Below are 21,813 nucleotides of genomic sequence, written 5' to 3'. Positions count from 1 at the left end.
GTGTCACCGAAATTGACTGCTCGCCGGGCCCAGCGCATGGCCTTGGAACCGGGGACGAAGATGTCCCCAGCAAGGATCACTGCGTCGTAGTCGACCTTCGGGACGTTGAAGATCCCGAACTCGAGGTGCAGGTCCGAAAGGATGAGCAGCTTCACATCGGTAGACCCATTTTTCAGCAGCGCATTCAGGACATCAGGATCGAGAGCTTGGCATTCCATGCCTCGCCATCGGACCGGGACGGCACGGCGACGCGGATCGTCGGACGATCGAAGTCACTGGTCTCGAAGAGGAAGTGCACGTGCTGAAAGCGAAACACCGGATTCCCGGGATATTCGGTCCACTTGAGTTGCCAAGTGTTGAAGTAGTCGAAATCGACCGTCCGGGCTTTCTTTCCGCGACTGACGATGCAGGCCTTGCGGGCATCGGGATCGAACAGGATGCAAGTTTCTTCCCAATAGCCCAGCATGCGCCGGGGATCGACCGGGAAGAACGTTGCCCCAGTGATTTGGCCCTGCTCTCGCAGCAACCGTTCGCGCCCGACCTGAATCGAGCGCGGGGATGTGATCCAGACCCAATAGAAGAGAACCAAGACGACGGCAAGGGCCGTCAGAAGCGGGATTTCCATTCTCAGTTGACCGGCCAGATCTGACGCTGAATGCTGAACGACGTGCGCATGCCGTAGTGTGTGAACTGCGCTCCGCTCTCGTCTTCGAGGACCAGAAGTTCGACTTGATCGGCATCGGCGCTGGTTGCCGACCAGATCTTTCGAATGTCTCGAATTTGCCAGCGATCACGATCGCTCTCCATCGGCGCCAGATACTGGAGGTATCGCAGCGACTGCGGTCCGACGCTCTCGAAGAGATCGAGGAAATCGCTCTCATAGATCAGCAGAGCACGCTCCGGGACCTCGAGGTCGTCTTCCTGTACCACCCAGGTCGGAAAGAAGAAGGGGATCGACAAGTTCAACTGGACCGCCCTCCAGCATTTCGCACCGGGACCGGCCAGCATGGAAGAGATCCTCACCTCATGTGAATCCATCGTCATAAACATAAAAATGAACCCTATAGGTTGCAGCCCAATGTGAAGCTTGGTCGCGGATGCCTTGCTGACCTGATGCTCAAGCAACTCAACAAGCCATATAAACACCTCTCATTGCGCCTCAGTAAGCTATTTTGCTACTCAAATACATCTAATAGATATCTTAGCGCTGTCGATAAAAAATGCCAGACAGGGAATTCTTGGTGGATGGGCCAACCTCAACCAAGAACGCAAAGTGCAAGGCAAAGGGTGGCCTTCCATCTGCGTGTCATCCGCGCAGAACGCCGCATCTCCCAGGAGCAGCTTGCCGAGGCTGCCGGGCTTCATCGGACGTTTGTAGGGTCCGTCGAGAGGGAGGAAAGGAATATCTCCCTCGACAACCTTGAGCGCCTTGCGTATGCCTTGGACGTTGACGTCTCGCTTCTGGTTTCGCCGGTGGTTTCCCGTTTGTAGCGACCAGGAGGCTGTGACCGCCTCAACGCGCTCGGCAGGCAGTTATCCACATGCGCTCGTTCTCCCCCCTGCCCCCTCTCTATACCTGCCGGAGCCTAGTCATCGAGCAAGCCAACTAAGTTCGGACACTGGACATCACCTGCGTGCCAATGGCCCCGGGGCTGGGTGTACTTGGTGGCGGTGCTGGCCTGGGCGAGCCACTGGGGCGCGGATCCCGATGGAGACCGACTTGGCCGTTGACGCCGCGCAGGAGGCGAGGCAGTCGGGAAGCGCCGCGGAATCGGCAACGCGGACCAAGGCGATCAGTTCAGTTGCGCCGAGTTCGTCGCTGACGCATCTCTCGGCCAAACTTACCTCATCCAAGTAGCAGTAAGCTCTGTAAGCCTTTGATTTACATCGGGAATTCTCGGCCACGTTTACCGAAAAACGCCCACTCTCGGACAAGCAATTGATCCTCGCCTCTCCCCCAATCCCTGGGTGCCGCAGGCGAAAGCCGTGCAAACAGGCACCAAAAACTTGAACGACGGCCAAAGTTTGCGCGGTCTCCAAGTCAACGAAAGCCTAAAGTCACAAAAGTTTTGTGACTGGAGGCGAACTCTGGCCATTTCGCTCGAATTGAGTAGATTTTTTCTCGGCCAATCTACCGTAGATCCCCAAGACCAGCGCTTGCCGTTCCGCTCACTGGTCGTCAGTTCGCACTTGTACGGGCTGTGCGGCAAGTGGGCAGCTGCCGGTTTCAAAGACACCTTGTTCAGGTGGAAGATGAAACCGGATGTGGTTCATGGAGAGAAGAAGAAGGACATTCAGCCGAGAGTTCAAGCTCGAGGCGGTCAAGCTGGTCACCGAGCGCGGGGTGACCGTGGCCCAGGCAGCCAAGGACCTGGATGTGCACGAGAACGTGCTGCGCAAATGGGTTCGCGAGTTGCGTGAGGCGCCGCAGGAGGCCTTCCCGGGCAATGGCAGGCAGACGGCCCAGGACGCCGAGTTGGCCAGGCTGCGCAAGGAAGTGGCCAAGCTCAAGATGGAGCGCGACATCTTGAAAAAAGCCGCGGCGGATTCAACCGGTCGTCGCAACACTTTCAATCATGGAGGTGTTTATGGGACGACCCGCGGGGTGGATGCACAAGTTAGCGGGGCGAGGTGCAATGCGCTCACCCGGTGCTCCTTCGCTTCGGCGAGAGGTAGAGCGGCGGTTCTGGGAGCAGATTGCCACCGGAATTACGAGTGCGAAGGCGGCCGAGGCCGTTGGCGTGTCGCAACCGGTGGGCACGCGTTGGTTCTGTCATCGTGGCGGCATGCCATTGTTCATGTCGGACCCCATATCGGGAAGGTATCCGTTGTGTCTGGCGGCTCCGTACATCAGCGACGAGCGGTCGCGGGTGCATCCGGCAGTTGACCCTGCTGGGTGAGACGTTCCACCGGTGCGCCGAATTCGGGCTGTTCACCGCGCAGGCGCGCGTACTCGGCAGCGGCTTGCCGGTAGGCGGGGCGGGTTGTGTCTGCACCCGCTTCGCCGTTCGTGGCCGCGGCCAGACCCGAACGCATCCAGGCCAGGGTGTCGGCTTGAACCGTGGCACGGGTGTTGGAGGACACGCTCACGACAGCGCGCGGATTGCCCTCGGGGTAGCCCTGGTCCATCGAGCTCTGCAGCCAGCGCTGCGTGTCCAAGGCCACGGCTGCGCGGCTGGTGCTGGAGCTCAGCGGCGCCGGGCGGGGATCGCCTTCGGCATAGTTGCCGGCCAGCGCGGGGCTAGCCATCGCGCCGAGCAATGCGGCCAGCGTCAGGGAGGTCTTGAGGGAAGTCTTCATGTTCGATCCTTTGGCAATGAGAGGGTTGGCGATCCGGAAGTGAACAGCTCTGTGGCTTGCCTCTTTCCGATGCATCAACTCTAGGCCGCCGGTCGGCGAGTTACCGCACACGAAGATTACAGTTGCGTTATCCATCACCGCGTTAACGTCCGCGATGACGACACATCTTCAATGTGTCAAAGCAGACGAGAAATCGGTGGCCCAGCGCTTGTGCGCGGCGGCGCCGCGTGCCGGCCTGAGCCGATATCGAAGAGGAGGCCTGCCAGTGCGCCCATGTCGTTGGACAGCAACTGGCGGTGCTGGTCGTTCAGCCGAAGGCAGCCGTCGCGCATGGAAAGGTAATGGTCCCACTTGCCGAGCTTGACGTTGCTGCCGGTGACCGCGTTGTAGCCCTTCACAATCGCCGTGTTGAACGGCATCACGATCGTGGGATGAACGAAGTACAGCAAGTTCGCCACAGCCGGCCCAAGGCCTTTGATCTGATGCGCGTCGATCCGGCGGATGGCCTCGATCACCTCCTAGGCGTTATCGCAACAGTCGCACGCATGCAGCAGTCGGGCGAAGGCGCGCTGGTTGGCGGCGTTCTCATAGATGTCGGGGATGCGCAGCTTGGGCTTCCAGAGAAACGCGTGCTCGGCGCCCTTGAAGATCTGGCGCTGCTCTGCCACCGAACCCACGACCGTCTCGAGCGAAGAGCCGCGGAACGCGCTGCCGAAGGTGCCAGCATCAATGTCCTTGACCACCTAGGCCAGGCCACGGCGGATGGAACGGAAGTTCTTCAGCCGCTCTTCCCACAGAAACCACGAGTTGTAGGTGCTTAGTGGGTCGACCTTCCAGTGACCGATGAGAACTTCAAGACCAGGAGACATGAGCGCAGAAGGTTGAAGTGCGCAGGGCACGACGCCATTGATTGAAGCACGGCTCGATCTGGCCGGGTCAGTGTTTCGCGCAGGAATCTCTAGCAGTCGACTTACAGCCAAATCTAGCAATAGGCCGCATGAGGCAAAGATGGCTCGCGCGTCGTCAGGGAGGAGAACGACGCGGTAAGCAAGGCGTATCAGCCTTCCGGCGTCATGGAAAAGCTGATCTCGGTGACGCCGGATCGGGATGTGGCGCGGGTCTGGCCTCCATGCATTCGCGCGATCGCGGCCACTATTGCCAGGCCGAGTCCGTGGTGCTCCGACGAATCGGTGCGAGACCGTTCCGCCCGAAAGAAGCGCTTGAAAAGATTAGGCAACACATCAGCGGAGACCGGCTCGCCCCGGTTGGCAACCTTGATCCAGACGCCATCGGGTTGCATGTCGATAGCAACCGCGATCGTGGAGCCGGGCGTCGCATACCGGCTAGCGTTGCTCAGCAGGTTCGACAATGCCCGACGCACCAGTGCGGCGTCGACGCCAATAGTCGCATCGCCGCTGACATGCACCTTCAGTCCGACGTCTTCCAGCGTGGCCTCATGAAAGTCCAGCACCGTGCGCACCTGGTCGGCCAGGCTGACCGGGGCCGAGCGGCGTGCAACCGCCCCACGGTCCGCGTGGGACAAAAAGAGCATGTCGATCACGATCGCAGAGACGCGCCTTGCTTCTTCGAGTGCCGACAGCAGGGCATCGCGTAGTTCCTCGACCGATCTGGGCCGCGCCAGTTCCACTTCCACCATCCCGATCAGGTTGGCCAGCGGCGTGCGCAGTTCGTGCGCGACATCCGCGTTGAACGATTCCAGTTGCTGATAGGCCTGCTCGGCCCGGTCGAGCACCGCGTTGAACTGCGCGACCCAAGGGGTGATTTCGGAGGCATACGGGGAGGGATCGATACGCCGTCCGGGGTGTGCCGGTCCCGTGGCTGCGGTCTGCCGAATCAGCTTCTTCAAGGGTTTCAGGCCCCGGCGCACCAGCAGCGCACCGGTCAGGGCGATCATTGCGGACCCCAGCACGACCGCGCCGACCAGCGTCCAGGCAAGCCGACTCAGGAGCCGGGAGTCTTCCTGGATGTCGATGCCGAGCTGCAGTTGCATGGTGGCCTCACCCGGCTGTGCCGGATGCTCTTCTGTCGGCTTCCACAGCCAGCGCGCGGATGCCCGGGTGGGCGTGGTCGAGTAGATGGTCTCGTCGCCGCGGCGAAGCACCAGGCTGATCTCGGCATGCGTGAGGAAGAAATCGTCCAGCTTGTGACGCAACCCGTCCGTCCCTGTATCGCCCCGCGACTCCTGGATCAGGTGCCTGATCAGTTCGGACTGGCGCTCGAACTCGCTGGCCTGCTTGACTTGAAAGCTCCACGCCGTGACGGCGTAGATCGCCACGCAGACGAGGCTGAGGCCGATCAAGGCCTGCGCCGCAAACCAAAGAGACAGCGCGGCCTGGATGGAGCCTGTGCTCTCGGTGTTGGAGGCCGCATCGGTTGCCGCTGACTTGACAACCACGAGGTCGGCTACGGCGCTGGACTCTCCGATGGTTTCGATGGCGTTCACGATCCGCTGCCCTGCCGGCTCTCCAGCACATACCCCATGCCGCGCACCGTGTGCAGCAACTTCTCTTCGAAAGGATCGTCGATCTTGCTGCGCAGCCGCCGGATGGCCACTTCCACCAAGTTGGTGTCGCTGTCGAAATTCATGTCCCACACCTGCTCAGCCAACTGCGTGCGCGACAGCACGTTGCCCTGGCGGCGCATGAGCAGGGTCAACAGCGCGAACTCCTTGGCGGTCAACTCGAGCCGATGTCCGTTGCGCGAGGCCTTGCGCGCAACCACATCGAGGCGCAGGTCCTTGAGCACGTAGTTCGACACCTCGTGCAACTTGCCGCGACGCAGGAGGGCCTGGATTCGGGCGAGCAATTCGGAGAAGGCGAACGGCTTGGCAAGATAGTCGTCCGCACCGCTTTGGAGTCCGCGCACCCGATCGGTTACTTCGTCACGCGCTGTCAGCATCAGCACCGGCATCGATCTGGATTTGCGCACTGCATCCAGCACCGCAAAGCCGTCGATGCCAGGAAGCATCACGTCGAGAACCAGAAGGTCGTAGTCCCCATCGATCGCAAGGCTGCGTCCCTCGATACCGGTGCGCGCGAGGTCGACCACGAAGCCGCTCTCGGTGAGTCCCTTCACGAGGTAATCGCCGAGCTTGTGTTCGTCTTCGATGACCAGTATGCGCATCGCCAAATGGTACGGCGCGAGGTCTCGTGCGTGGATTACTTCTTTGTAATCCAAGTGATGGGTGATTGGCGGACTGGCTTCCTAGAGTGCTTGCATGCCGGTCGACAGGCTGGCACCGCCGGCTCGGTTGTCGATCCAGGCGAGTTCAGTGCAGCTCACGAAATTGAGCCAACCGTTGAAGGAGACCATCATGAAGAACCGTCAAATCCTTTCGTTCGCACTCGCCGCAGGCGTGGGCGGCGCGTTCGTCGCACCGCTCGCGGCCTACGCGGAAGGTTCCTCTCACTTCGCGCCGAACGAAGCCGGCGTGGTCTACCACCCGGCCGAGGCCGGCGCCGCCAAGACCGATGCCCAGGTGGCGGCCGAACTGGAAGCCGCGCAGAAGCAGCCCAACTGGGACGCCGCGGCAAGGCTCGGTGCGCCCCTGCCAGCGCCCAAGGCCGACACGAGCAAGGCTCGTGCGCAGGCGCAACCCTGAGGGTTGTGCGCAGAACTGGATATACGCACGGGCCACCTGACACACCGCTCCAACCAGAATGCTGCGCATGTATCGGGTTCGCCTGTTCGTTCTCTGGATCGTGATGTTCGCCGTGCCCTTTCAGGGGTACGCGGCGGCAGCCATGGTCTTTTGCGGACCCGGACATGCCGGTGCGATGGCCGACATGTCTGTCGAGCTGTCCGGGGGGCATGACCATGCCCGGTCTCCGCATGCCGACGGGCGCAGCGACCATCACCACGAGGCGGCACAGGCCGCCAAGCCACCGGCGAAAGACGGCACCGACAAGACCGCAAGTGCGGAGCCTGACACGATGCACAAGTGCGGCACGTGCGGCGCGTGCCATGCCACGGCGCTGACCAGCACGTTGGACCTGGCCGTCTTCCACGATCTTCCGCACGCCGATCTGGTGGAGCCGGCCATCACGATGGTCACGCTCGCGCCGCGCGTACTCGACAAGCCTCCTCGCGCCTAACGCGTTCGTGCGCCTGTGACTCGCGTCACGGGCCGCCGCGGACGCTCATGCATCGCCTGCGTCATGCCCTTTCGGGCAGCTCGCACGCAATCCGTTCATGAACTTGCGAGAACCCCATGTTCCATTCATCGTCAGCCCGTTGGCTGGCTGTTTTCCCCGCTATGGTGGCACTGGCCGCCGTGGCCCAGCCTGCGCCCACGCCACCTCCCGCACCTACATCTGCTGGCTCGGCCGCGACCGCGGCACCGCCGCCAGTCCTGACCTTTAAATCCGCGCTCGAAGGCTATCAATCCTTTGCTGACGAAAAGCCCATCCCCTGGAAGGAGGCCAACGAGACGGTCTACCGCCGCGGTGGCTGGCAAGCCTACGCCAAGGAGGCGTCGGGCACCGGCACGGCTGAGGCCGAATCGCCCAAGGGCGCAGCCGCTGCACCTGCCACGCAGCCAGGCCATTCCATGCCTATGCCTGCGAAGAAGGAGAAGCCATGAAGCGCGCCTTGCGTTTGACGGCCATCGCCGTCGCAGCCGCATTTCTGGCCGGGTGCGCCTCGGTCGATATCGACGACGCCCTGAAGGACACGAACACCAATGCCAAGCAGTTCACCGGCGGCAAGCTCGAACTCAGCCGGACCCAGGAGCAGCGTGATCGCCGCTCTGCGTTGACGCAGGAACTGCTGGCCAAGCCGCTGTCGCAGAACGATGCGGTGCAACTCGCCCTGGCCAACAGTCCCTCCGTCCAGGCCCTGATTGCCCAGAGCTGGGGCGACATTGCTGCCGCAAACCAGAGCAGCCGGCTGCCCAACCCGATCTTCACGTTCGAGCGCATGCGCCTGAACAGCGAACTCGAGCTCGGACGTCTGTTGTCCTTCGGGCTGGTGGACCTCATCTTGCTGCCGCAGCGCTTGTCGATCTCGAAGAGCCAGGCCAACCAGGCCAATGTCCAGCTGACAGGCGCCGTGGTCGACCAGGTCACCCAGGTCAGACAGACCTGGGTCCGTGCCGTCGCCGCACAGCAATCGTTGCAGTACGCGGAGCAGGTCAACAAGTCAGCCCAGGCCAGCGCCGAGCTCGCACGCCGGATGCAGCTCATCGGCAACTTCAGCAAGCTCCAGCGCGCGCGCCAGCAGGTGTTCCATGCAGACGCAACCACTCAGCTCGCCTCCGCGCAGCACGCCATGACGGCCGCGCGCGAGGAACTGATCCGTGTCCTGGGACTGGACGATGCCCAGGCCGCCAAGCTGACCTTGCCCGAGCGTTTGCCCGACCTGCCGAAGGCACCTCGCGAGGCGAAGGAAGTCGCAGCCACTGCGACGGAGCAGCGTCTCGATGTCCAACTCGCCCGCGCCCAGCTGGATGTGGCAGGCAAGTCGCAGGGCATCAACCTGCTGTCGACCTTCATCGACGTCGAAGTGGGTGGTCGTCGCGACACAGTGTTCGACAACGCGGAGGGCACCAAGAGCACCCGGCGTGGCTTCGAGCTCGACATCCGGTTGCCGCTGTTCGACTGGGGTTCTGCGCAACGCGATGCATTGAACGCTCAGTCCCTGGCCGCGGCCAACCGATATGACGCCACCGTGCGCGGCGCTTCTTCGCAGTTGCGCGAAGGCTACTCGGCCTACCGCACGGCCTACGACATCGCGCGGCACTACCGCGACGAGATCGTGCCGCTGCGCCAGGCCATGGCCGACGAAAACGTGCTTCGCTACAACGGCATGCTGATCGGCGTCTTCGAACTGCTGGCCGAAGCGCGCGACCAGATCTCCAGCGTGACCAACGCCGTCAACGCCCAGCAGCAGTTCTGGCTGGCCGACGCCGCCCTCGCGGCTTCCGTGATGGGCAAGCCCACGTCCATGGGCGCCGCGACGGCCAGCTCGGGTGGCGAAGGCGCCTCCACTGGCGCCGCCCACTAGTGCCCCCGGGCTCATCAACGATTTGAACGACATGACCAACAGACGCAATTTCCTGAGCGGTGCCGGTGCCATCACGGGCGCCATTGCAACCGCGAGCGTGAGCAAGGTGGCCATGGCCGCCTTGCCCGAGCCTGTGCTCCAGACGACGCCCAACACCATGCCTCCGCTGATGCCCTCGAGCGGACGCCCCTACAACCCCGTGGTCACGCTCAACGGCTGGACCCTGCCCTGGCGCATGAACAATGGCGTGAAGGAGTTCCACCTGGTGGCCGAGCCCGTGGTGCGCGAGATGGCGCCGGGCTTCAAGGCCAATCTGTGGGGCTACAACGGCCAGTCGCCCGGCCCCACCATCGAAGTGGTGGAAGGCGACCGGGTGCGGATCTTCGTGACCAACAAGCTGCCGGAGCACACCAGCGTGCACTGGCACGGCCAGCGCCTGCCCAACGGCATGGATGGGGTCGCAGGCCTGAACCAGCCGCCGATCCGTCCGGGCAAGACCTTCGTCTACGAATTCGTGGCGCGCCGTCCCGGCACCTTCATGTACCACCCGCACGCGGACGAGATGACGCAGATGGCGATGGGAATGATGGGCTTCTGGGTGACGCATCCGAAGGCCGAGCATCCGCTGATCGAGAAGGTCGACCGCGACTTCGTGTTCCTGCTCAACGCCTACGACGTGGAGCCCGGCAGCGCCACGCCCAAGATCATGACGATGCTGGACTTCAACCTGTGGTCCTGGAACAGCCGGATCTTTCCCGGTATCGACTCGCTCAACGTCAGGCTCAACGACAAGGTGCGCATCCGCATCGGCAACCTGACGATGACAAACCACCCGATCCACCTGCATGGGCACGAGTTTCTGGTCACGGGCACCGATGGGGGACCGACACCCAAGAGTTCCAGGCAGTACGAGGTGACCACGGACGTGGCGGTCGGCCAGATGCGCCAGATCGATTTCCTGGCCGACGAAGAAGGCGACTGGGCCTTCCATTGCCACAAGAGCCATCACACGATGAACGCCATGGGCCACGACGTGCCGACCATGATCGGCCTGGACCACAAGGACGTCGCCAAGCAGATCTCGAACCTGGTGCCGGACTACATGGTCATGGGCGAGCGCGGCATGGCCGACATGGCCGAGATGGAGATGCCGATCCCGGACAACACCGCGCGAATGATGACGGGCGAAGGCCCCTTCGGCTCGGTCGAGATGGGCGGCATGTTCAGTGTGGTCAAGGTGCGCAAAAACCAGAAGGCCGGTGACTACTCCAATCCCGGCTGGTTCAAGCACCCCAAAGGCACGGTCGCCTACGAACTGGACGGCCCGCCGCCGGAAACCCCGCGCCAGCGCGGCGCCGGCGCAGCCGCGATGCCCGCTCGGAACATGCCCGCCAAGAACATCGAAGTTCAGATCCGCAAGCCCGCCAGCGGTCATTCCGGCCACTGACATTTTTTCCACTCCCCTCAAACCTTCCAACCTCTCAAAGGAAAACCATGAAACACACCTTCCGCAACACCACTCTCGCTGCACTGCTCGCACTGGCCGCCGCCGGCGCTTCGGCGTCGGGCACCCATGCCGGTGGCCACGGCCACGATGCCGACGAGGCGATCGGCAAGCCCGGCGTGGCCACCAAGGCGACGCGCACCATCAACGTCGACATGACCGACAGCATGCGCTTCACGCCGGCCAACATCAGCGTCAAGCAAGGTGAGACCGTGCGCTTTGTCATCAAGAACTCTGGCCAGCTCAAGCACGAACTCGTGATCGGGACCGAGAAGGAGCTCAAGGAGCACTACGAAGTCATGAAGAAGAACCCGGAGATGGAGCACTCCGATCCGAACATGGTGACGCTGGCCGCGGGCAAGACCGGCGAGATCGTCTGGCAGTTCACCCAGGCCGGAAAGGTCGACTTCGCTTGCCTGCAGCCGGGCCACTACGACGCCGGCATGAAGGGCGCCGTGAACGTGACCAAGACCGGGAAGTAAGCGCCAAACGCGCGCCGCGGGCCTCTATCGGGACGCGGCGGGCTTCAATTTCATTCATATCCAAGGAGATTCTCATGTCGAACATTCGCATCGCACTCTTGGCATTCGTTGCCACACTCTCGTTCGCTGGCACGGCCAGCGCGCAATCTTCCAAGTCCGACATGCCGGGCATGTCCGAGAAGGCGCCGGCCGCCGGCGCAGCGGATGCTGCCGCGGCGTCGGATCTCACCGAAGGCGAGATCCGCAAGGTGGACAAGGACAACAAGAAGCTCACGATCAAGCACGGCCCGCTCAAGAACCTGGACATGCCTGGCATGACGATGGTGTTCGGGGTCAAGGACGACGCCATGCTCGACAAGGTCGAGACCGGCGTCAAGGTCCGCTTCCAGGCGGAAAAGATCGACGGAAAGATCATGGTCACGAAGATCGAATCAGCTCGCTGAGCGCATCTTCACCAGGCGCTGTGCAGGAATGACATCTGGCTCGCCGCAGGCTCCCTGCACTGTTTCGAGGACGCGCGCCCGAACGATCTGCTCCACCGGTGCGAAAGACTGCCACGGCATATCCTGTTGAACAAGTCGCGCCTCTGCGATGGTGAGGACTACGTGACGACCCAGAATATTGGGGCCGGCTGCTTCTCACCGATGCACGTCTACAACCGTGGCAGCTTCATCGAAGAGATTGAATTGCAGGAAGACGGCCGGCTCCTACGAACTTGCCGGACAGCGCTTCGCGATCCCGGTCGATCGCTCCACGGGCAGCGCCACGCGCACGTCGTGATGCTGAATCCGGCGACATCCGCCGAGTTGGGCGACATCGTTTCGGCCAACGTCGACAGGTGCGGCACAACCATTCGCGTGTTGTCGCATGCACAACTGCCACCCGGCTGAATCGGCCTGCGCACGATCTCCGGCCATCTTTGCAGCCAGCCTCCCGCCAAACCTGAGCACCCCATGAAATTGTTCGCGCCTCTTTTGCTAGCCGCTCTCGGCGGATTGTCCTCCGGCTTTTCTTTCGCGGCCGATCCTGCCCTGCCAGCGCCGATCGACAGAGTCCCCGCCAAATCGGCAAAACCCGACATTGCGAACGGCGAAGTCGTCTTCAATGGCAAGTCATGCGCCGCGTGCCACAGCGGGGATGGAAACTCGGCTATCCCCGCCAATCCCAAGCTGGCCCAGCAGCATCCTGAGTACCTGCTCAAGCAACTGCAGGAGTTCAAATCCGGCAAGAGAAAAAGCGCAGTCATGAGCGGCATGGCGGCGATGCTTTCCGAGCAGGAAATGCGCGACGTCGCCTGGTTCCTGGGCTCCAAGCCCATCAAGCCGGGGTTTGCGAAGGACAAGGATCTGGTGGCGTTGGGCGAGAAGATCTAATGCGGCGGCGTCGGGGACCGCAGTGTGCCGGCCTGCGCGGGCTGTCACAGCCCCAACGGGGCGGGCATCCCGATCCAGTACCCCCGACTGGGCGGACAACACGCCGAATACATCGCCGCGCAGCTGACCGCGTTTCGCGATGGAGGGCGACTCAACAGCGTGCCCATGAGCGGCGTTGCAGCGAAGCTCAACGATCGCGAGATCAAGGCTGTGTCCGATTACATCGCGGGGCTTCATTGAATGACGCCATGCGTCCAGAGCTGCCCTCGCCTCAGGAGGTAGGCATGTATGTGACGGGACGATGGGTTTCAACCAATGTTGTCGGCACGATGTTCGTCGCCTGGCTCGTTGGAGTTGTCATCTTCGTGGCCGTCATCGTGTGGCAGCGCCGGAAGTCCTGGTGGAGCGAGCGTCTGACAGACATCGCGTCCGCCGCCGGCCAGTCTTAGAGGCCCGGCGGCGTCCTTGTCTGTATGCATTCAGCCCCCCTTGCGTCTGCCTCGCAGAGACAAGTCACGAGGACGCTGACCAACTGTTCCTGCGATTCGCTTCGCCCGGCCTCTTGAAAAGCCTGAATGCAAGAAACCACGCCGTTGAAGGATTTGATGCCAGTCGCTTGACCTTCACACGATGTCAAGCCTGAAACTGGAACCACTTTCGATCAAGGAGTCTCTCATGCAAGAGTTCGTCATCCAGTCAATGTCCTGCGGTGGCTGCGCGAGCCGGATCGCCCAGGCCGTCAAGAATCTGGACGCCGCAGCGAAGATCGAAGTCGACCTGCCGACCAAGACGGTGCGCGTCGACAGCGCCGAAGACCGCGCATCTGTGATCGCGGCCCTGACGGAAGCCGGCTACCCGCCGAAGTGATCCGCAACGCACGGGACATCGGCCTCAATCGGCTGTAGTGGCGCTATGCGGCGCGGGGTTTGAGGAGATTCGCGAGGGCCTTCTGGTCTTCGGCCAACTGGATGCGCATGAGCTGAAGCACTCGCAGGGCGAGGCCGGACAGCGGCTGCCCAGGGGGAAGCACCAACACCCCCGCGAAGGAGACTTCCAGGGACAGCGGACGGATGGCCAGGCCGCGTTGGGCGTATTCCATTGCGGTGACCGGATTGACGAACCCGATGCCCATCCCGCTCAAGGCCATCTCGCACACGCTCGCCGCGTAGGGGGTCTCGACCAGCACGCTCAACCCGACGTTGCACTCCGCCAAGGCGCGTTCCAGACGTCGCCGGGATGCGTCCTCGGGGTTGAGTGCAAGGAATGGCTCTTCCGCGAGCTGATGCGGCTGGATGGCCCTGGCCTTGGTCAGGCGGTGCTTCGCATGCATCACAACTACACCCGGGAAGCGCGCGAACTCGGAGTGCTCCAGGCCTGTCGTCGGCATCTCGTCGGCCATCAGCCCGAAGTCGACCTGCCGCCCCTGCACGGCCTCGTGCACCTCCCGCGAGCTGAGCACCTGCAGCGAAATCTGCGGCCGGGCGTCGCTGTCGCGGCGCTCGGCCACCAGCCGCGACAGGACTCGCGGGACGAAGGTCAGGCCGAAGGCCGGATAGACCGCCATGCGCAGCGTGTTGACGCCAAAGCGCTTGAGGCTGCGCATGCGGTGCTCGATGCTGCTGAGACCCACGAAGACGCGCTCGACCTCGACCAGCAAGGCATGCGCTTCGGGCGTGGGCTGCAGCCGGCCCCGCAGCCTGCGAAACAGCGGGAATCCCGCCGCTTCCTCGAGCCTGCGCAACGACTGGCTGATGGCGGGCTGCGTGACGCCCAGGAGCGCGGCCGCCTTGCTCGCGGAGCCGACGGACATCACGGAACGGAACACCTCGATCTCTCGGAGCAACATATAACAACCGCTTATGGAGAAAGAATTTCGAGCGCGAATCAGATTATCCCTGTCGTCCTAGAGTTGGCGTCTTCAGCCACCTTCCGGAGAAGCGACATGAAACTTCAAACAGTTCTTGCAGTGACCGTCCTCGCATGTGCCGCGCCTGCATGGGCGCACGATTTTTCCGGCGACATCGCCAGGTTCCGGACCATCGCCGCCACCAAAAAGCCCGATAGTCAGCAGGCGCTGGCCGCGAAGCTCGCGCTGGAGCGTGCGCAGGGCGAGATGGAGCAGTCGGACGTGAAGATGGTGTTGCGCATCCGCTCGATGACCAACGCCGGCCTGCGCGCCATCGGCGAACAACCGGCCTTCCTCACCAGCGAGTACAAGCGCCTGGAGGCGGCACTGGCCAATCCGAAGACCAACGACCCGGCCAAGATCGCCGCGGCCAAGGAAACCTTCGCCCGTCTGTCGGTGGAGATGAAGGTCTACACCGATCTCGAGAACATGGCCGTCGACCAGATGAAGCAGGCGCTGCAGCTCATCGAATCCGCACCTGCCAACTGATCGCACGTCCAACGAACAGCCCCGTCTTTCATCGTGAACTCTTCCATCCCCAATCTTGGCACCTCTCCTCGTGGTGCATTCGCCAGCCTGGTCCCGCCGGTGTGGCGTGCCTCCACGGTCGTCTTCGATTCACTCGACGATTTCGTGAATCGCCGCACCCGTCTGCCGGATGGCTTCAGCTACGGCACCACGGGCACGCCGACGCAGCGCGCCCTGGAGACACGCATCGCCGAACTGGACGGTGCCGCACATTGCGTCGTCTTTCCCTCCGGGCAGGCGGCGATCTGCAGCACGCTCCTGGCGTTGCTCAAGAAGGGTGATCACCTGCTGATGACCGACGCCGCCTACGGCCTGGCCAAGTCCTTCGCCGTCGAGCGGCTGCAAGCGCTCGGCATCGAGGTCGAGTTCTATCCGCCGCGGATCGGTGCGGACATCGAACGCCTGGTGCGTCCGAACACGCGCCTCATCTGGCTGGAGTCCCCCGGCACGGTGACGATGGAAGTGGAAGACGTGCCGGCGATCACCGCCGTGGCGCGTGCCCGTGGCGTACTGACCGCCATTGACAACACCTGGGCCAGTCCGCTGGGATTCGCGGCCTTGGCACGTGGCGTCGACCTGTGCATTCACGCCTGCACCAAGTACATGGGCGGCCATTCGGACGTGTTGATGGGCAGCATCGCGACCAACGACGAATGCCTGTACAAGTCCTTGCGCGGACTCCAGTCGCAGATGGGACTGGCCGTGAGCCCTGAGGACTGCTTCCTGGTTGCCCGAGGTCTGGACACGATGCAGGTGCGCATGGAGCGCCAGGCGACCAGCGCACAGTTGATCGCCGAGCGGCTCGCAGCGCATCGCCTGGTGCGCCGGATGCTCTTTCCCGCGCTGCCCGGCGCGCCGGACCATGCGCTCTGGGCGCGTGACTTCAGGCAGTCCGGCTGCGTGATGTCGCTGCAGCTGCTGGACGGCCCCTACGACGCTTACCGGGCGCTGTTCGGGAATCTGAAGCTGTTCTCCATCGGTGCCAGCTGGGGAGGTGTGCGCAGCATCGCTGCTTTCTATCCGGCGGAAGAGCTGGCCAAGCGCAATTTCTGCGACGTCCGAGGCCCTGTCATCCGTCTGTCGATCGGCCTGGACGATCCCCAAGCGCTGCTTGACGAGTTGCAAGGCGCCTTGCGCGCCTGCGAAACGAGTTTCAACCTCTGATTCACGCCATCTGGAGCCCGCGATGACCCTCAAGCCGACCTTTCACACTGCGTTGATTCGCTCCTTTCTCGCCGTAACAGGCCTCGCGCTGTGCGCCGGTGTCGCCGCGCAAACCGCGCCGCCGCTGGAGGGCACGCTCAAGAAGATCAAGGACACCGGGACGATCACGGTGGCCACGCGAGGCGCTTCCATCCCGTTCAACTACCTGGATGACAACAACAAGCAGGCGGGCTTTGCCTGGGAGATCGCGCAGCGCGTGGTCGACCGGGCGAAGAAGGACCTCAAGCTGGCGAAATTGGACGTCAAGGCCCTGGAAGTCACGCCGCAGACGCGCATTCCGCTGGTGGCCAACCAGACCGTCGATCTGGAGTGCAGCTCGACGACGAACAACGCGGAGCGGCAGAACCAGGTGTCGTTCTCGACGACGTTCTTCGTCGTTGGCGCACGGCTGCTGGTGCGCAAGAATTCCGGCATCAAGCACTGGTCCGACCTTGTCGGCAAGAACGTCGTGGTCAGTGCGGGCACCACCGCGGAGCGCATGCTGCGGCAGCTCAACGAGAAGAACAAGTGGGGCATCAACATCATCCTGGCCAAGGACATCAACGAGAACTTCCTGACCGTGGAGACGGGCCGCGCGGTGGCAGCGACGCAGGACGACATCATTCTCTTCAGCAACATCGCTCGCGCCAGGAACCCGGCGGATTGGGAAGTGGTCGGTGTGCCGCAGCAAAAGGAAGCCTATGGCTGCATGCTGCGCAAGGGAGACGTCGCCTTCAAGAAGCTCGTCGACGGCGTGATCACCGGAATGATGCGCTCCGGCGAATTCGCCTCGCTGTACGAGAAGTACTTCCTGAAGCCCATCGCGGTGAAGGGCAGCGTGACGGTCAACTTCCCGATGTCGCCCGACATGCAGGAACTCCTGCGTCACCCGAACGACCAGCCGCTGTAAGGCGCCGAACGCCACAAGTTCGACCACCGCTTCACGAACCGTCTCCAAGCACTTTCAAGATGCACTACACCTGGGATTGGCTGATCTTCTTCAAACCCTCGGTCACGGGTGAAGGCATGTACGGCCTGATGCTGCTGCGCGGGTTGCTGTGGACGGTCGTGTTGTCGTTGCTGGCCTGGACGCTGGCGCTGGGCATCGGCCTTTTCGCCGGCGTGGCCCGGACCTTGCCGAGCCGCACGGCGCGATACCTGTCCACGGTTTACATCCACTGCTTTCGCAACACACCGCTGCTGGTGCAGCTTTTTCTCTGGTACTTCGTGGTGCCGGAGCTGCTGCCCGTCGAATGGGGCAATGCACTCAAGCAGATGAACCCGACCACGAACCAGTTCCTCACCGTGCTGGTAGGCCTGACGCTGTACACCGCCGCGAAGGCCGCCGAGCAGGTGCGCGCGGGCATCGAGTCGGTGCCGCGCAGCCAGAAACAGGCTGCCATGGCGCTCGGACTGGGCACCACGGCGGCCTATCGCCACGTGATCCTGCCGCAGGCCTTGCGCACCGTCATTCCTCCGCTGACCTCGGACTTCCTGAACGTGTTCAAGAACTCGGCCGTCGCGCTCACCATCGGCCTCATGGAGCTGACCGGGCAGACGCGCCAGTTCAGCGAGTTCAGCGCGCATCCCTTCGAGGCCTTCATCGCGTCGACGTTGATCTACGTGGCCATCACTTATGGCGTGATCGTGCTGATGCGCCACGTCGAGCGCCGCACGCGGGTGCCTGGCCTGCTGGGAGCCGCGTGATGGGCTACGACTTCGACTGGGCCTCTCTGCAGCGCGCCTGGCCCTACCTGATGCAGGGCCTGCAGATGACCGCCTTCCTGGTGGTGGTCTCGATGGCGGCCGGCATCGCGCTGGGGACCTTGCTGGCCATCACCCGGATCTTCGCGCCGCGTCCGATCGCGGCGCTGGTGGCCGGGTATGTGAACCTGTTCCGCTCGATCCCGCTGATCCTCACGATCCTGTGGATCTACTTCCTGATGCCCGTCCTGCTGCGGGCCGTGACCGGAGATGCGAACCTCGGCGTCGGGCCGATCTATGCTGCGCTCGTGGCGTTCGTGCTCGCGGAGTCGGCCTACTACTGCGAGATCATTCGCGCCGGGATCGGCAGCGTGCGCGCGGGCCAGATGCAGGCGGCGCAGTCGCTCGGCATGTCGCCGTGGCAGGCCCTGCGCCACGTGATCCTGCCGCAGGCGTTTCGCAACATGACGCCCTCGCTCATCAACCAGACCATCGCCCTGCTCAAGGACACCTCGCTGGTCTACGTGATCAGCCTGAACGACTTCCTCGGGGCGGCCAGCAAGGTGGGACAACGCGACGGGCGCGTGGTCGAGATCTACATTCTGGTCGCTGTCGTCTATCTGGTGCTGTGCACGGCAGGCGCCTGGTGGGTCACCTGGCTGCAGCGGCGCAAGGCCGCGGCTGCGATCTGAATGAACTCCATGATCGAAATCAACGACGTCTCCAAGTGGTACGGCCAGTTCGCGGTGCTCACGGAATGCAGCACCCACGTTCGCGAAGGTGAGGTGGTCGGGTCGGCATGGTGTTCCAGCGCTTCGAACTCTTTCCGCATCTGAGCGTGACGGAGAACCTCGTGCTGGCGCAAGTCCAGGTACTCAAGCGCTCGCGTGCGGAAGCGGTCGAGCGGGGACTGCGCATAAAAACCACCGCCCCTTCACAGACAAGCCCATCACCTACCAAAGGAAACACATGAAATCGATCAAGACACTGGTGCTCGCCAGCACCCTGGCGTTCTCGGGCCTGGCCCTCGCACATGGCGACGAGGATCACAGTGCGTCGAGCGGACCGGTACGCAAGGAGCAAAAAGAATGGGGCATCGCGGGCGATGCGAGTGCGGCCAGGCGAACGCTGGAATTCAAGATGAATGACAGCATGCGCTTCACACCCGATCGCATCGAGGTCAAGCAGGGCGAGACCGTCAAGCTCGCCATCCACAATGAAGGAAAAGCCATGCACGAGTTCGTGATCGGCACGAAGAAGGAGCTCGACGACCATGCCGCACTCATGATGAAGTTCCCGGGCATGGCGCATTCCGAGCCCTACATGGCGCACGTCGCTCCTGGCAAGACCGGCGAAATCGTCTGGACCTTCAATCGTGCGGGCGAATTCGATTTCGCCTGCCTCATCGCGGGGCGCTATCAAGCAGGCATGGTCGGCAAGGTCAAAGTGGCGGCCGCCGCAGGATCTTGAGGGCGACGCCGGGGGACACGCCGTGGTGAGAAACGCTACTCCACCTTCACCGTCCGCAGTCGGAGCGCGTTGCCGATCACGCTGACCGACGACAGCGCCATCGCCGCAGCGGCAACGACCGGCGACAGGAGCATGCCGAAGAAGGGGTAGAGCACCCCTGCCGCAAGCGGGATGCCGGCCACGTTGTAGGCGAACGAGAGGAACAGGTTCTGGCGGATGTTGCGCATGACGGCGTGCGACAGCGTCCTCGCGCGAACGATGCCCATCAGGTCGCCCTTGAGCAGCGTGATGCCGGCGCTTTCCATCGCCACGTCGGTGCCGGTGCCCATCGCGATGCCAACCGTGGCGGCGGCAAGCGCTGGCGAGTCGTTGACGCCGTCGCCGCCCATGGCCACGACCCGGCCCTCTTTCATCAGGCGCTGCACGACCGCGACCTTGTCCTCGGGGAACACCTCGGCAACGACTTCGTCGATGCCCAACTGTTTGCCCACAGCTTCGGCCGTCGTCTTGCCATCGCCCGTGAGCATGACGATGCGAATACCTGCAGCCTTCAGCAGCTGGAGCGCCTGGGGCGTCGTGGCCTTGATGGGGTCGGCGATTGCGACGAAGCCGGCGAGCTTGCCATTGACGCCGACGAAGATGACGGTGGCCGCCTTGGCGCGCTGCTCTTCCGCAGCCTGGTTCAATGGCGCCGATTCGATGCCGCTCTCGGCCAGGAACTTCGCGCTGCCCGAGACCACCTGCTGTCCGTCGACCGTGCCGACCACACCCTTGCCGACGGGCGAGTCGAAGTCCGTGACGGCGGACAGGTTCAACTTTCCCTCCTGCGCCGCGTTCACGATGGCCAGGGCCAACGGGTGTTCACTGGCCCGCTCGACGCTCGCGAGCTTCTGCAGTACGTCGTCCTTGCTGAAACCCTCGGTCGGTTCGACGTGGACGACTTTCGGCCGCCCCTCGGTCAGCGTCCCGGTCTTGTCGAGCACCAGCGTGTCGACTTTTTCCATGCGCTCGAGCGCTTCCGCATCGCGGACAAGCACGCCGTGCTGCGCGCCCTTGCCGACCCCGACCATGATGGACATCGGCGTGGCCAGGCCCAGCGCACACGGACAGGCAATGATGAGAACGGCGACCGCCGTGATGAGGGCGTAGCTGAACGCCGGCGGGGGGCCCCACACCAGCCAGACGCCGAACGTGATGACCGCGATCAGGATGACGATCGGCACGAACCAGCCCGCAACCTGGTCGGCCATGCGCTGGATGGGCGCGCGGCTGCGCTGGGCCGCCGCCACCATGTGAACGATTTGCGAGAGCAGCGTATCCGCGCCGACCTTCTCGGCGCGCATGACGAAGCCCCCGGTCTGGTTGAGCGTTCCGGCAGTCACCTTGGAGCCGACCGCTTTTGCCACGGGAATGGGTTCGCCCGTGACCATCGACTCATCGACGTTGCCCTTGCCGTCGGTGAGTTCGCCGTCGACCGGGACCTTCTCGCCAGGTCGCACGCGCAGGAGGTCACCGACCTGGATGGCATCGACCTGAACGGTTTCGTCCGAACCATCGGCCTTCACCTTGATCGCGGTCTTCGGCGCAAGCCCGAGCAGGGCCTTGATGGCCCCGGACGTCTTCTCGCGCGCTCGAAGCTCGAGCACCTGGCCCAGCAGCACCAACACCGTGATCACCGCCGCAGCCTCGAAGTAGACCTGAACGGCACCGCCTTGCAGCCGAAGTTCAGCCGGAAACAGCCCGGGCGCGACGGTCCCGACGATGCTGTAGATCCAGGCCGCTCCGGTGCCCAACGCGATGAGCGAGAACATGTTCAGGCTTCGGTTCCTCACCGATGCCACAGCACGCACGAAGAAGGGCCAACCTGCCCACAGCACGACCGGTGTTCCCAGCAGCAATTGCACCCAGTTCGAGGGCTGCTGCGCGATGAGGTGGTGGATATTGAAGAGGTGTCCGCCCATCTCCAGGGCAAAGACCGGCACCGTGAGCGCCATGCCGACCCAAAACCGCTTCGTCATGTCCCGCAGCTCGGGGCTCTCGCCCTGCTCTGCCGTCGCCAGCACCGGCTCGAGCGTCATCCCGCAAATCGGGCAGTTGCCCGGACCCATCTGACGCACCTGAGGGTGCATCGGGCAGGTGTACTCGACCTGACCCTGGTCGCCCTCGGCCGCCGGCTTGGCGGCAGCGTGCGCATGGGCGTGGTGGCTGTGGCCATGGTGGGCATCGTCCATCACGGTGCCGTCTGGCATGACGTGCTGGCCTTCGTGAGGTCGTCCGTCCGGCGCCGGTTTTGTCGGGGGCGGGCGGATGGGGTCATGG

Annotated in this window: 24 protein-coding genes and 5 pseudogenes; 21 read left to right on the top strand and 8 right to left on the bottom strand. The window is 63.3% G+C overall.

Annotated elements, in window-relative coordinates:
* Positions 1 to 184: 184 nt before the first annotated feature.
* Together PMI12_RS01800 and PMI12_RS01795 are read right to left on the bottom strand one after the other, a co-directional pair.
* On the bottom strand, positions 185 to 625 hold the full coding sequence (locus tag PMI12_RS01800) for a hypothetical protein (RefSeq protein WP_007828425.1): 441 nt from the start codon (positions 623 to 625) through the stop codon (positions 185 to 187).
* 2 nt (positions 626 to 627) lie between these two features.
* Entirely contained in the window at positions 628 to 1,008 is a 381-nt protein-coding gene (locus PMI12_RS01795) for a hypothetical protein (RefSeq protein WP_007828424.1), read from the bottom strand.
* Between the two features lie 105 nt (positions 1,009 to 1,113).
* On the opposite strand from PMI12_RS01795, the gene PMI12_RS01790 reads away from it, so the two are divergent.
* The 3 genes and pseudogenes from PMI12_RS01790 to PMI12_RS27945 form a co-directional block, all read left to right on the top strand.
* Positions 1,114 to 1,491 (top strand): helix-turn-helix domain-containing protein, encoded by a 378-nt coding sequence (locus tag PMI12_RS01790; protein WP_337459770.1) that lies wholly within the window; start codon positions 1,114 to 1,116, stop codon positions 1,489 to 1,491.
* 781 nt (positions 1,492 to 2,272) lie between these two features.
* Positions 2,273 to 2,536 (top strand): annotated as a pseudogene (locus PMI12_RS27950) (transposase); the annotation flags it as partial.
* A gap of 73 nt (positions 2,537 to 2,609) precedes the next feature.
* Positions 2,610 to 2,825, top strand: a pseudogene (locus PMI12_RS27945) (IS30 family transposase); the annotation flags it as partial.
* A gap of 25 nt (positions 2,826 to 2,850) precedes the next feature.
* On the opposite strand, the gene PMI12_RS01785 reads toward PMI12_RS27945, so the two are convergent.
* The 4 genes and pseudogenes from PMI12_RS01785 to PMI12_RS01770 all read right to left on the bottom strand — a co-directional run bounded on the left by PMI12_RS01785 (position 2,851) and on the right by PMI12_RS01770 (position 6,444).
* Positions 2,851 to 3,300: a hypothetical protein gene (locus tag PMI12_RS01785; protein ID WP_007828419.1), complete on the bottom strand. Its 450-nt coding sequence runs from the start codon at positions 3,298 to 3,300 to the stop codon at positions 2,851 to 2,853.
* 212 nt (positions 3,301 to 3,512) lie between these two features.
* Positions 3,513 to 4,169 (bottom strand): annotated as a pseudogene (locus PMI12_RS01780) (type II restriction endonuclease); the annotation flags it as partial.
* Between the two features lie 188 nt (positions 4,170 to 4,357).
* On the bottom strand, positions 4,358 to 5,764 hold the full coding sequence (locus PMI12_RS01775) for a heavy metal sensor histidine kinase (protein ID WP_007828414.1): 1,407 nt from the start codon (positions 5,762 to 5,764) through the stop codon (positions 4,358 to 4,360).
* Positions 5,761 to 6,444: a heavy metal response regulator transcription factor gene (locus PMI12_RS01770; protein ID WP_007828412.1), complete on the bottom strand. Its 684-nt coding sequence runs from the start codon at positions 6,442 to 6,444 to the stop codon at positions 5,761 to 5,763. Before PMI12_RS01770 ends, PMI12_RS01775 begins: the two co-directional genes overlap by 4 nt.
* A 190-nt stretch (positions 6,445 to 6,634) precedes the next feature.
* Between PMI12_RS01770 and PMI12_RS01765 the strand changes: the two genes are divergently transcribed.
* The 11 genes and pseudogenes from PMI12_RS01765 to PMI12_RS01720 all read left to right on the top strand — a co-directional run bounded on the left by PMI12_RS01765 (position 6,635) and on the right by PMI12_RS01720 (position 13,550).
* Positions 6,635 to 6,922, top strand: coding sequence for a hypothetical protein (locus PMI12_RS01765; protein WP_007828410.1), 288 nt, complete (start codon positions 6,635 to 6,637; stop codon positions 6,920 to 6,922).
* Positions 6,923 to 6,980: 58 nt separating this feature from the next.
* Positions 6,981 to 7,415: a hypothetical protein gene (locus PMI12_RS01760; protein ID WP_007828408.1), complete on the top strand. Its 435-nt coding sequence runs from the start codon at positions 6,981 to 6,983 to the stop codon at positions 7,413 to 7,415.
* A gap of 116 nt (positions 7,416 to 7,531) precedes the next feature.
* Positions 7,532 to 7,903 (top strand): hypothetical protein, encoded by a 372-nt coding sequence (locus PMI12_RS27940; RefSeq protein ID WP_157632097.1) that lies wholly within the window; start codon positions 7,532 to 7,534, stop codon positions 7,901 to 7,903.
* Positions 7,900 to 9,324, top strand: coding sequence for a TolC family protein (locus tag PMI12_RS01755; RefSeq protein WP_007828404.1), 1,425 nt, complete (start codon positions 7,900 to 7,902; stop codon positions 9,322 to 9,324). Before PMI12_RS27940 ends, PMI12_RS01755 begins: the two co-directional genes overlap by 4 nt.
* 31 nt (positions 9,325 to 9,355) lie before the next feature.
* Entirely contained in the window at positions 9,356 to 10,771 is a 1,416-nt protein-coding gene (locus tag PMI12_RS01750; RefSeq protein ID WP_007828403.1) for a multicopper oxidase family protein, read from the top strand.
* 47 nt (positions 10,772 to 10,818) lie between these two features.
* Positions 10,819 to 11,310: a cupredoxin domain-containing protein gene (locus PMI12_RS01745; protein WP_007828402.1), complete on the top strand. Its 492-nt coding sequence runs from the start codon at positions 10,819 to 10,821 to the stop codon at positions 11,308 to 11,310.
* Positions 11,311 to 11,384: 74 nt separating this feature from the next.
* Complete coding sequence (locus PMI12_RS01740) at positions 11,385 to 11,753, top strand: copper-binding protein (protein WP_007828400.1); 369 nt, start codon at positions 11,385 to 11,387, stop codon at positions 11,751 to 11,753.
* Between the two features lie 126 nt (positions 11,754 to 11,879).
* Positions 11,880 to 12,200, top strand: a complete 321-nt coding sequence (locus PMI12_RS01735; RefSeq protein WP_042672623.1) for a hypothetical protein — start codon at positions 11,880 to 11,882, stop codon at positions 12,198 to 12,200.
* Between the two features lie 63 nt (positions 12,201 to 12,263).
* Positions 12,264 to 12,923, top strand: a pseudogene (locus PMI12_RS01730) (c-type cytochrome).
* A gap of 8 nt (positions 12,924 to 12,931) precedes the next feature.
* On the top strand, positions 12,932 to 13,132 hold the full coding sequence (locus PMI12_RS01725) for a hypothetical protein (protein ID WP_042672621.1): 201 nt from the start codon (positions 12,932 to 12,934) through the stop codon (positions 13,130 to 13,132).
* 226 nt (positions 13,133 to 13,358) lie between these two features.
* Positions 13,359 to 13,550, top strand: a complete 192-nt coding sequence (locus tag PMI12_RS01720; protein WP_007828393.1) for a heavy-metal-associated domain-containing protein — start codon at positions 13,359 to 13,361, stop codon at positions 13,548 to 13,550.
* 43 nt (positions 13,551 to 13,593) lie between these two features.
* Here the strand turns inward: PMI12_RS01720 and PMI12_RS01715 are convergent, their stop codons facing one another.
* Positions 13,594 to 14,529 carry a LysR substrate-binding domain-containing protein gene (locus PMI12_RS01715; RefSeq protein ID WP_007828391.1) on the bottom strand — a complete coding sequence of 312 codons (936 nt, stop codon included), beginning with the start codon at positions 14,527 to 14,529 and terminating at the stop codon, positions 13,594 to 13,596.
* Positions 14,530 to 14,625: 96 nt separating this feature from the next.
* On the opposite strand from PMI12_RS01715, the gene PMI12_RS01710 reads away from it, so the two are divergent.
* The 7 genes and pseudogenes from PMI12_RS01710 to PMI12_RS01685 all read left to right on the top strand — a co-directional run bounded on the left by PMI12_RS01710 (position 14,626) and on the right by PMI12_RS01685 (position 19,494).
* Positions 14,626 to 15,078, top strand: coding sequence for a hypothetical protein (locus PMI12_RS01710; protein WP_007828389.1), 453 nt, complete (start codon positions 14,626 to 14,628; stop codon positions 15,076 to 15,078).
* A gap of 33 nt (positions 15,079 to 15,111) precedes the next feature.
* On the top strand, positions 15,112 to 16,281 hold the full coding sequence (locus PMI12_RS01705) for a trans-sulfuration enzyme family protein (RefSeq protein ID WP_007828387.1): 1,170 nt from the start codon (positions 15,112 to 15,114) through the stop codon (positions 16,279 to 16,281).
* Between the two features lie 22 nt (positions 16,282 to 16,303).
* On the top strand, positions 16,304 to 17,230 hold the full coding sequence (locus tag PMI12_RS01700; RefSeq protein WP_007828385.1) for a transporter substrate-binding domain-containing protein: 927 nt from the start codon (positions 16,304 to 16,306) through the stop codon (positions 17,228 to 17,230).
* A gap of 59 nt (positions 17,231 to 17,289) precedes the next feature.
* A complete protein-coding gene (locus PMI12_RS01695) occupies positions 17,290 to 18,027 on the top strand; it encodes an amino acid ABC transporter permease (protein ID WP_007828383.1) in 738 nt (245 codons plus the stop codon).
* A complete protein-coding gene (locus tag PMI12_RS01690) occupies positions 18,027 to 18,716 on the top strand; it encodes an amino acid ABC transporter permease (protein WP_007828374.1) in 690 nt (229 codons plus the stop codon). Before PMI12_RS01695 ends, PMI12_RS01690 begins: the two co-directional genes overlap by 1 nt.
* Positions 18,717 to 18,725: 9 nt before the next feature.
* Positions 18,726 to 18,943: pseudogene (locus tag PMI12_RS27935) on the top strand (amino acid ABC transporter ATP-binding protein); the annotation flags it as partial.
* A gap of 50 nt (positions 18,944 to 18,993) precedes the next feature.
* Positions 18,994 to 19,494, top strand: a complete 501-nt coding sequence (locus PMI12_RS01685) for a cupredoxin domain-containing protein (RefSeq protein WP_007828369.1) — start codon at positions 18,994 to 18,996, stop codon at positions 19,492 to 19,494.
* Positions 19,495 to 19,529: 35 nt separating this feature from the next.
* On the opposite strand, the gene PMI12_RS01680 is transcribed toward PMI12_RS01685, so the two are convergent.
* Positions 19,530 to 21,725, bottom strand: a complete 2,196-nt coding sequence (locus PMI12_RS01680) for a copper-transporting P-type ATPase (protein ID WP_272943551.1) — start codon at positions 21,723 to 21,725, stop codon at positions 19,530 to 19,532.
* Positions 21,726 to 21,813: the final 88 nt, after the last annotated feature.

The sequence above is a fragment of the Variovorax sp. CF313 genome (assembly GCF_000282635.1).
Taxonomy (GTDB): Bacteria; Pseudomonadota; Gammaproteobacteria; order Burkholderiales; family Burkholderiaceae_C; genus Variovorax.
This window is presented reverse-complemented; position numbering and strand designations above follow the sequence as displayed.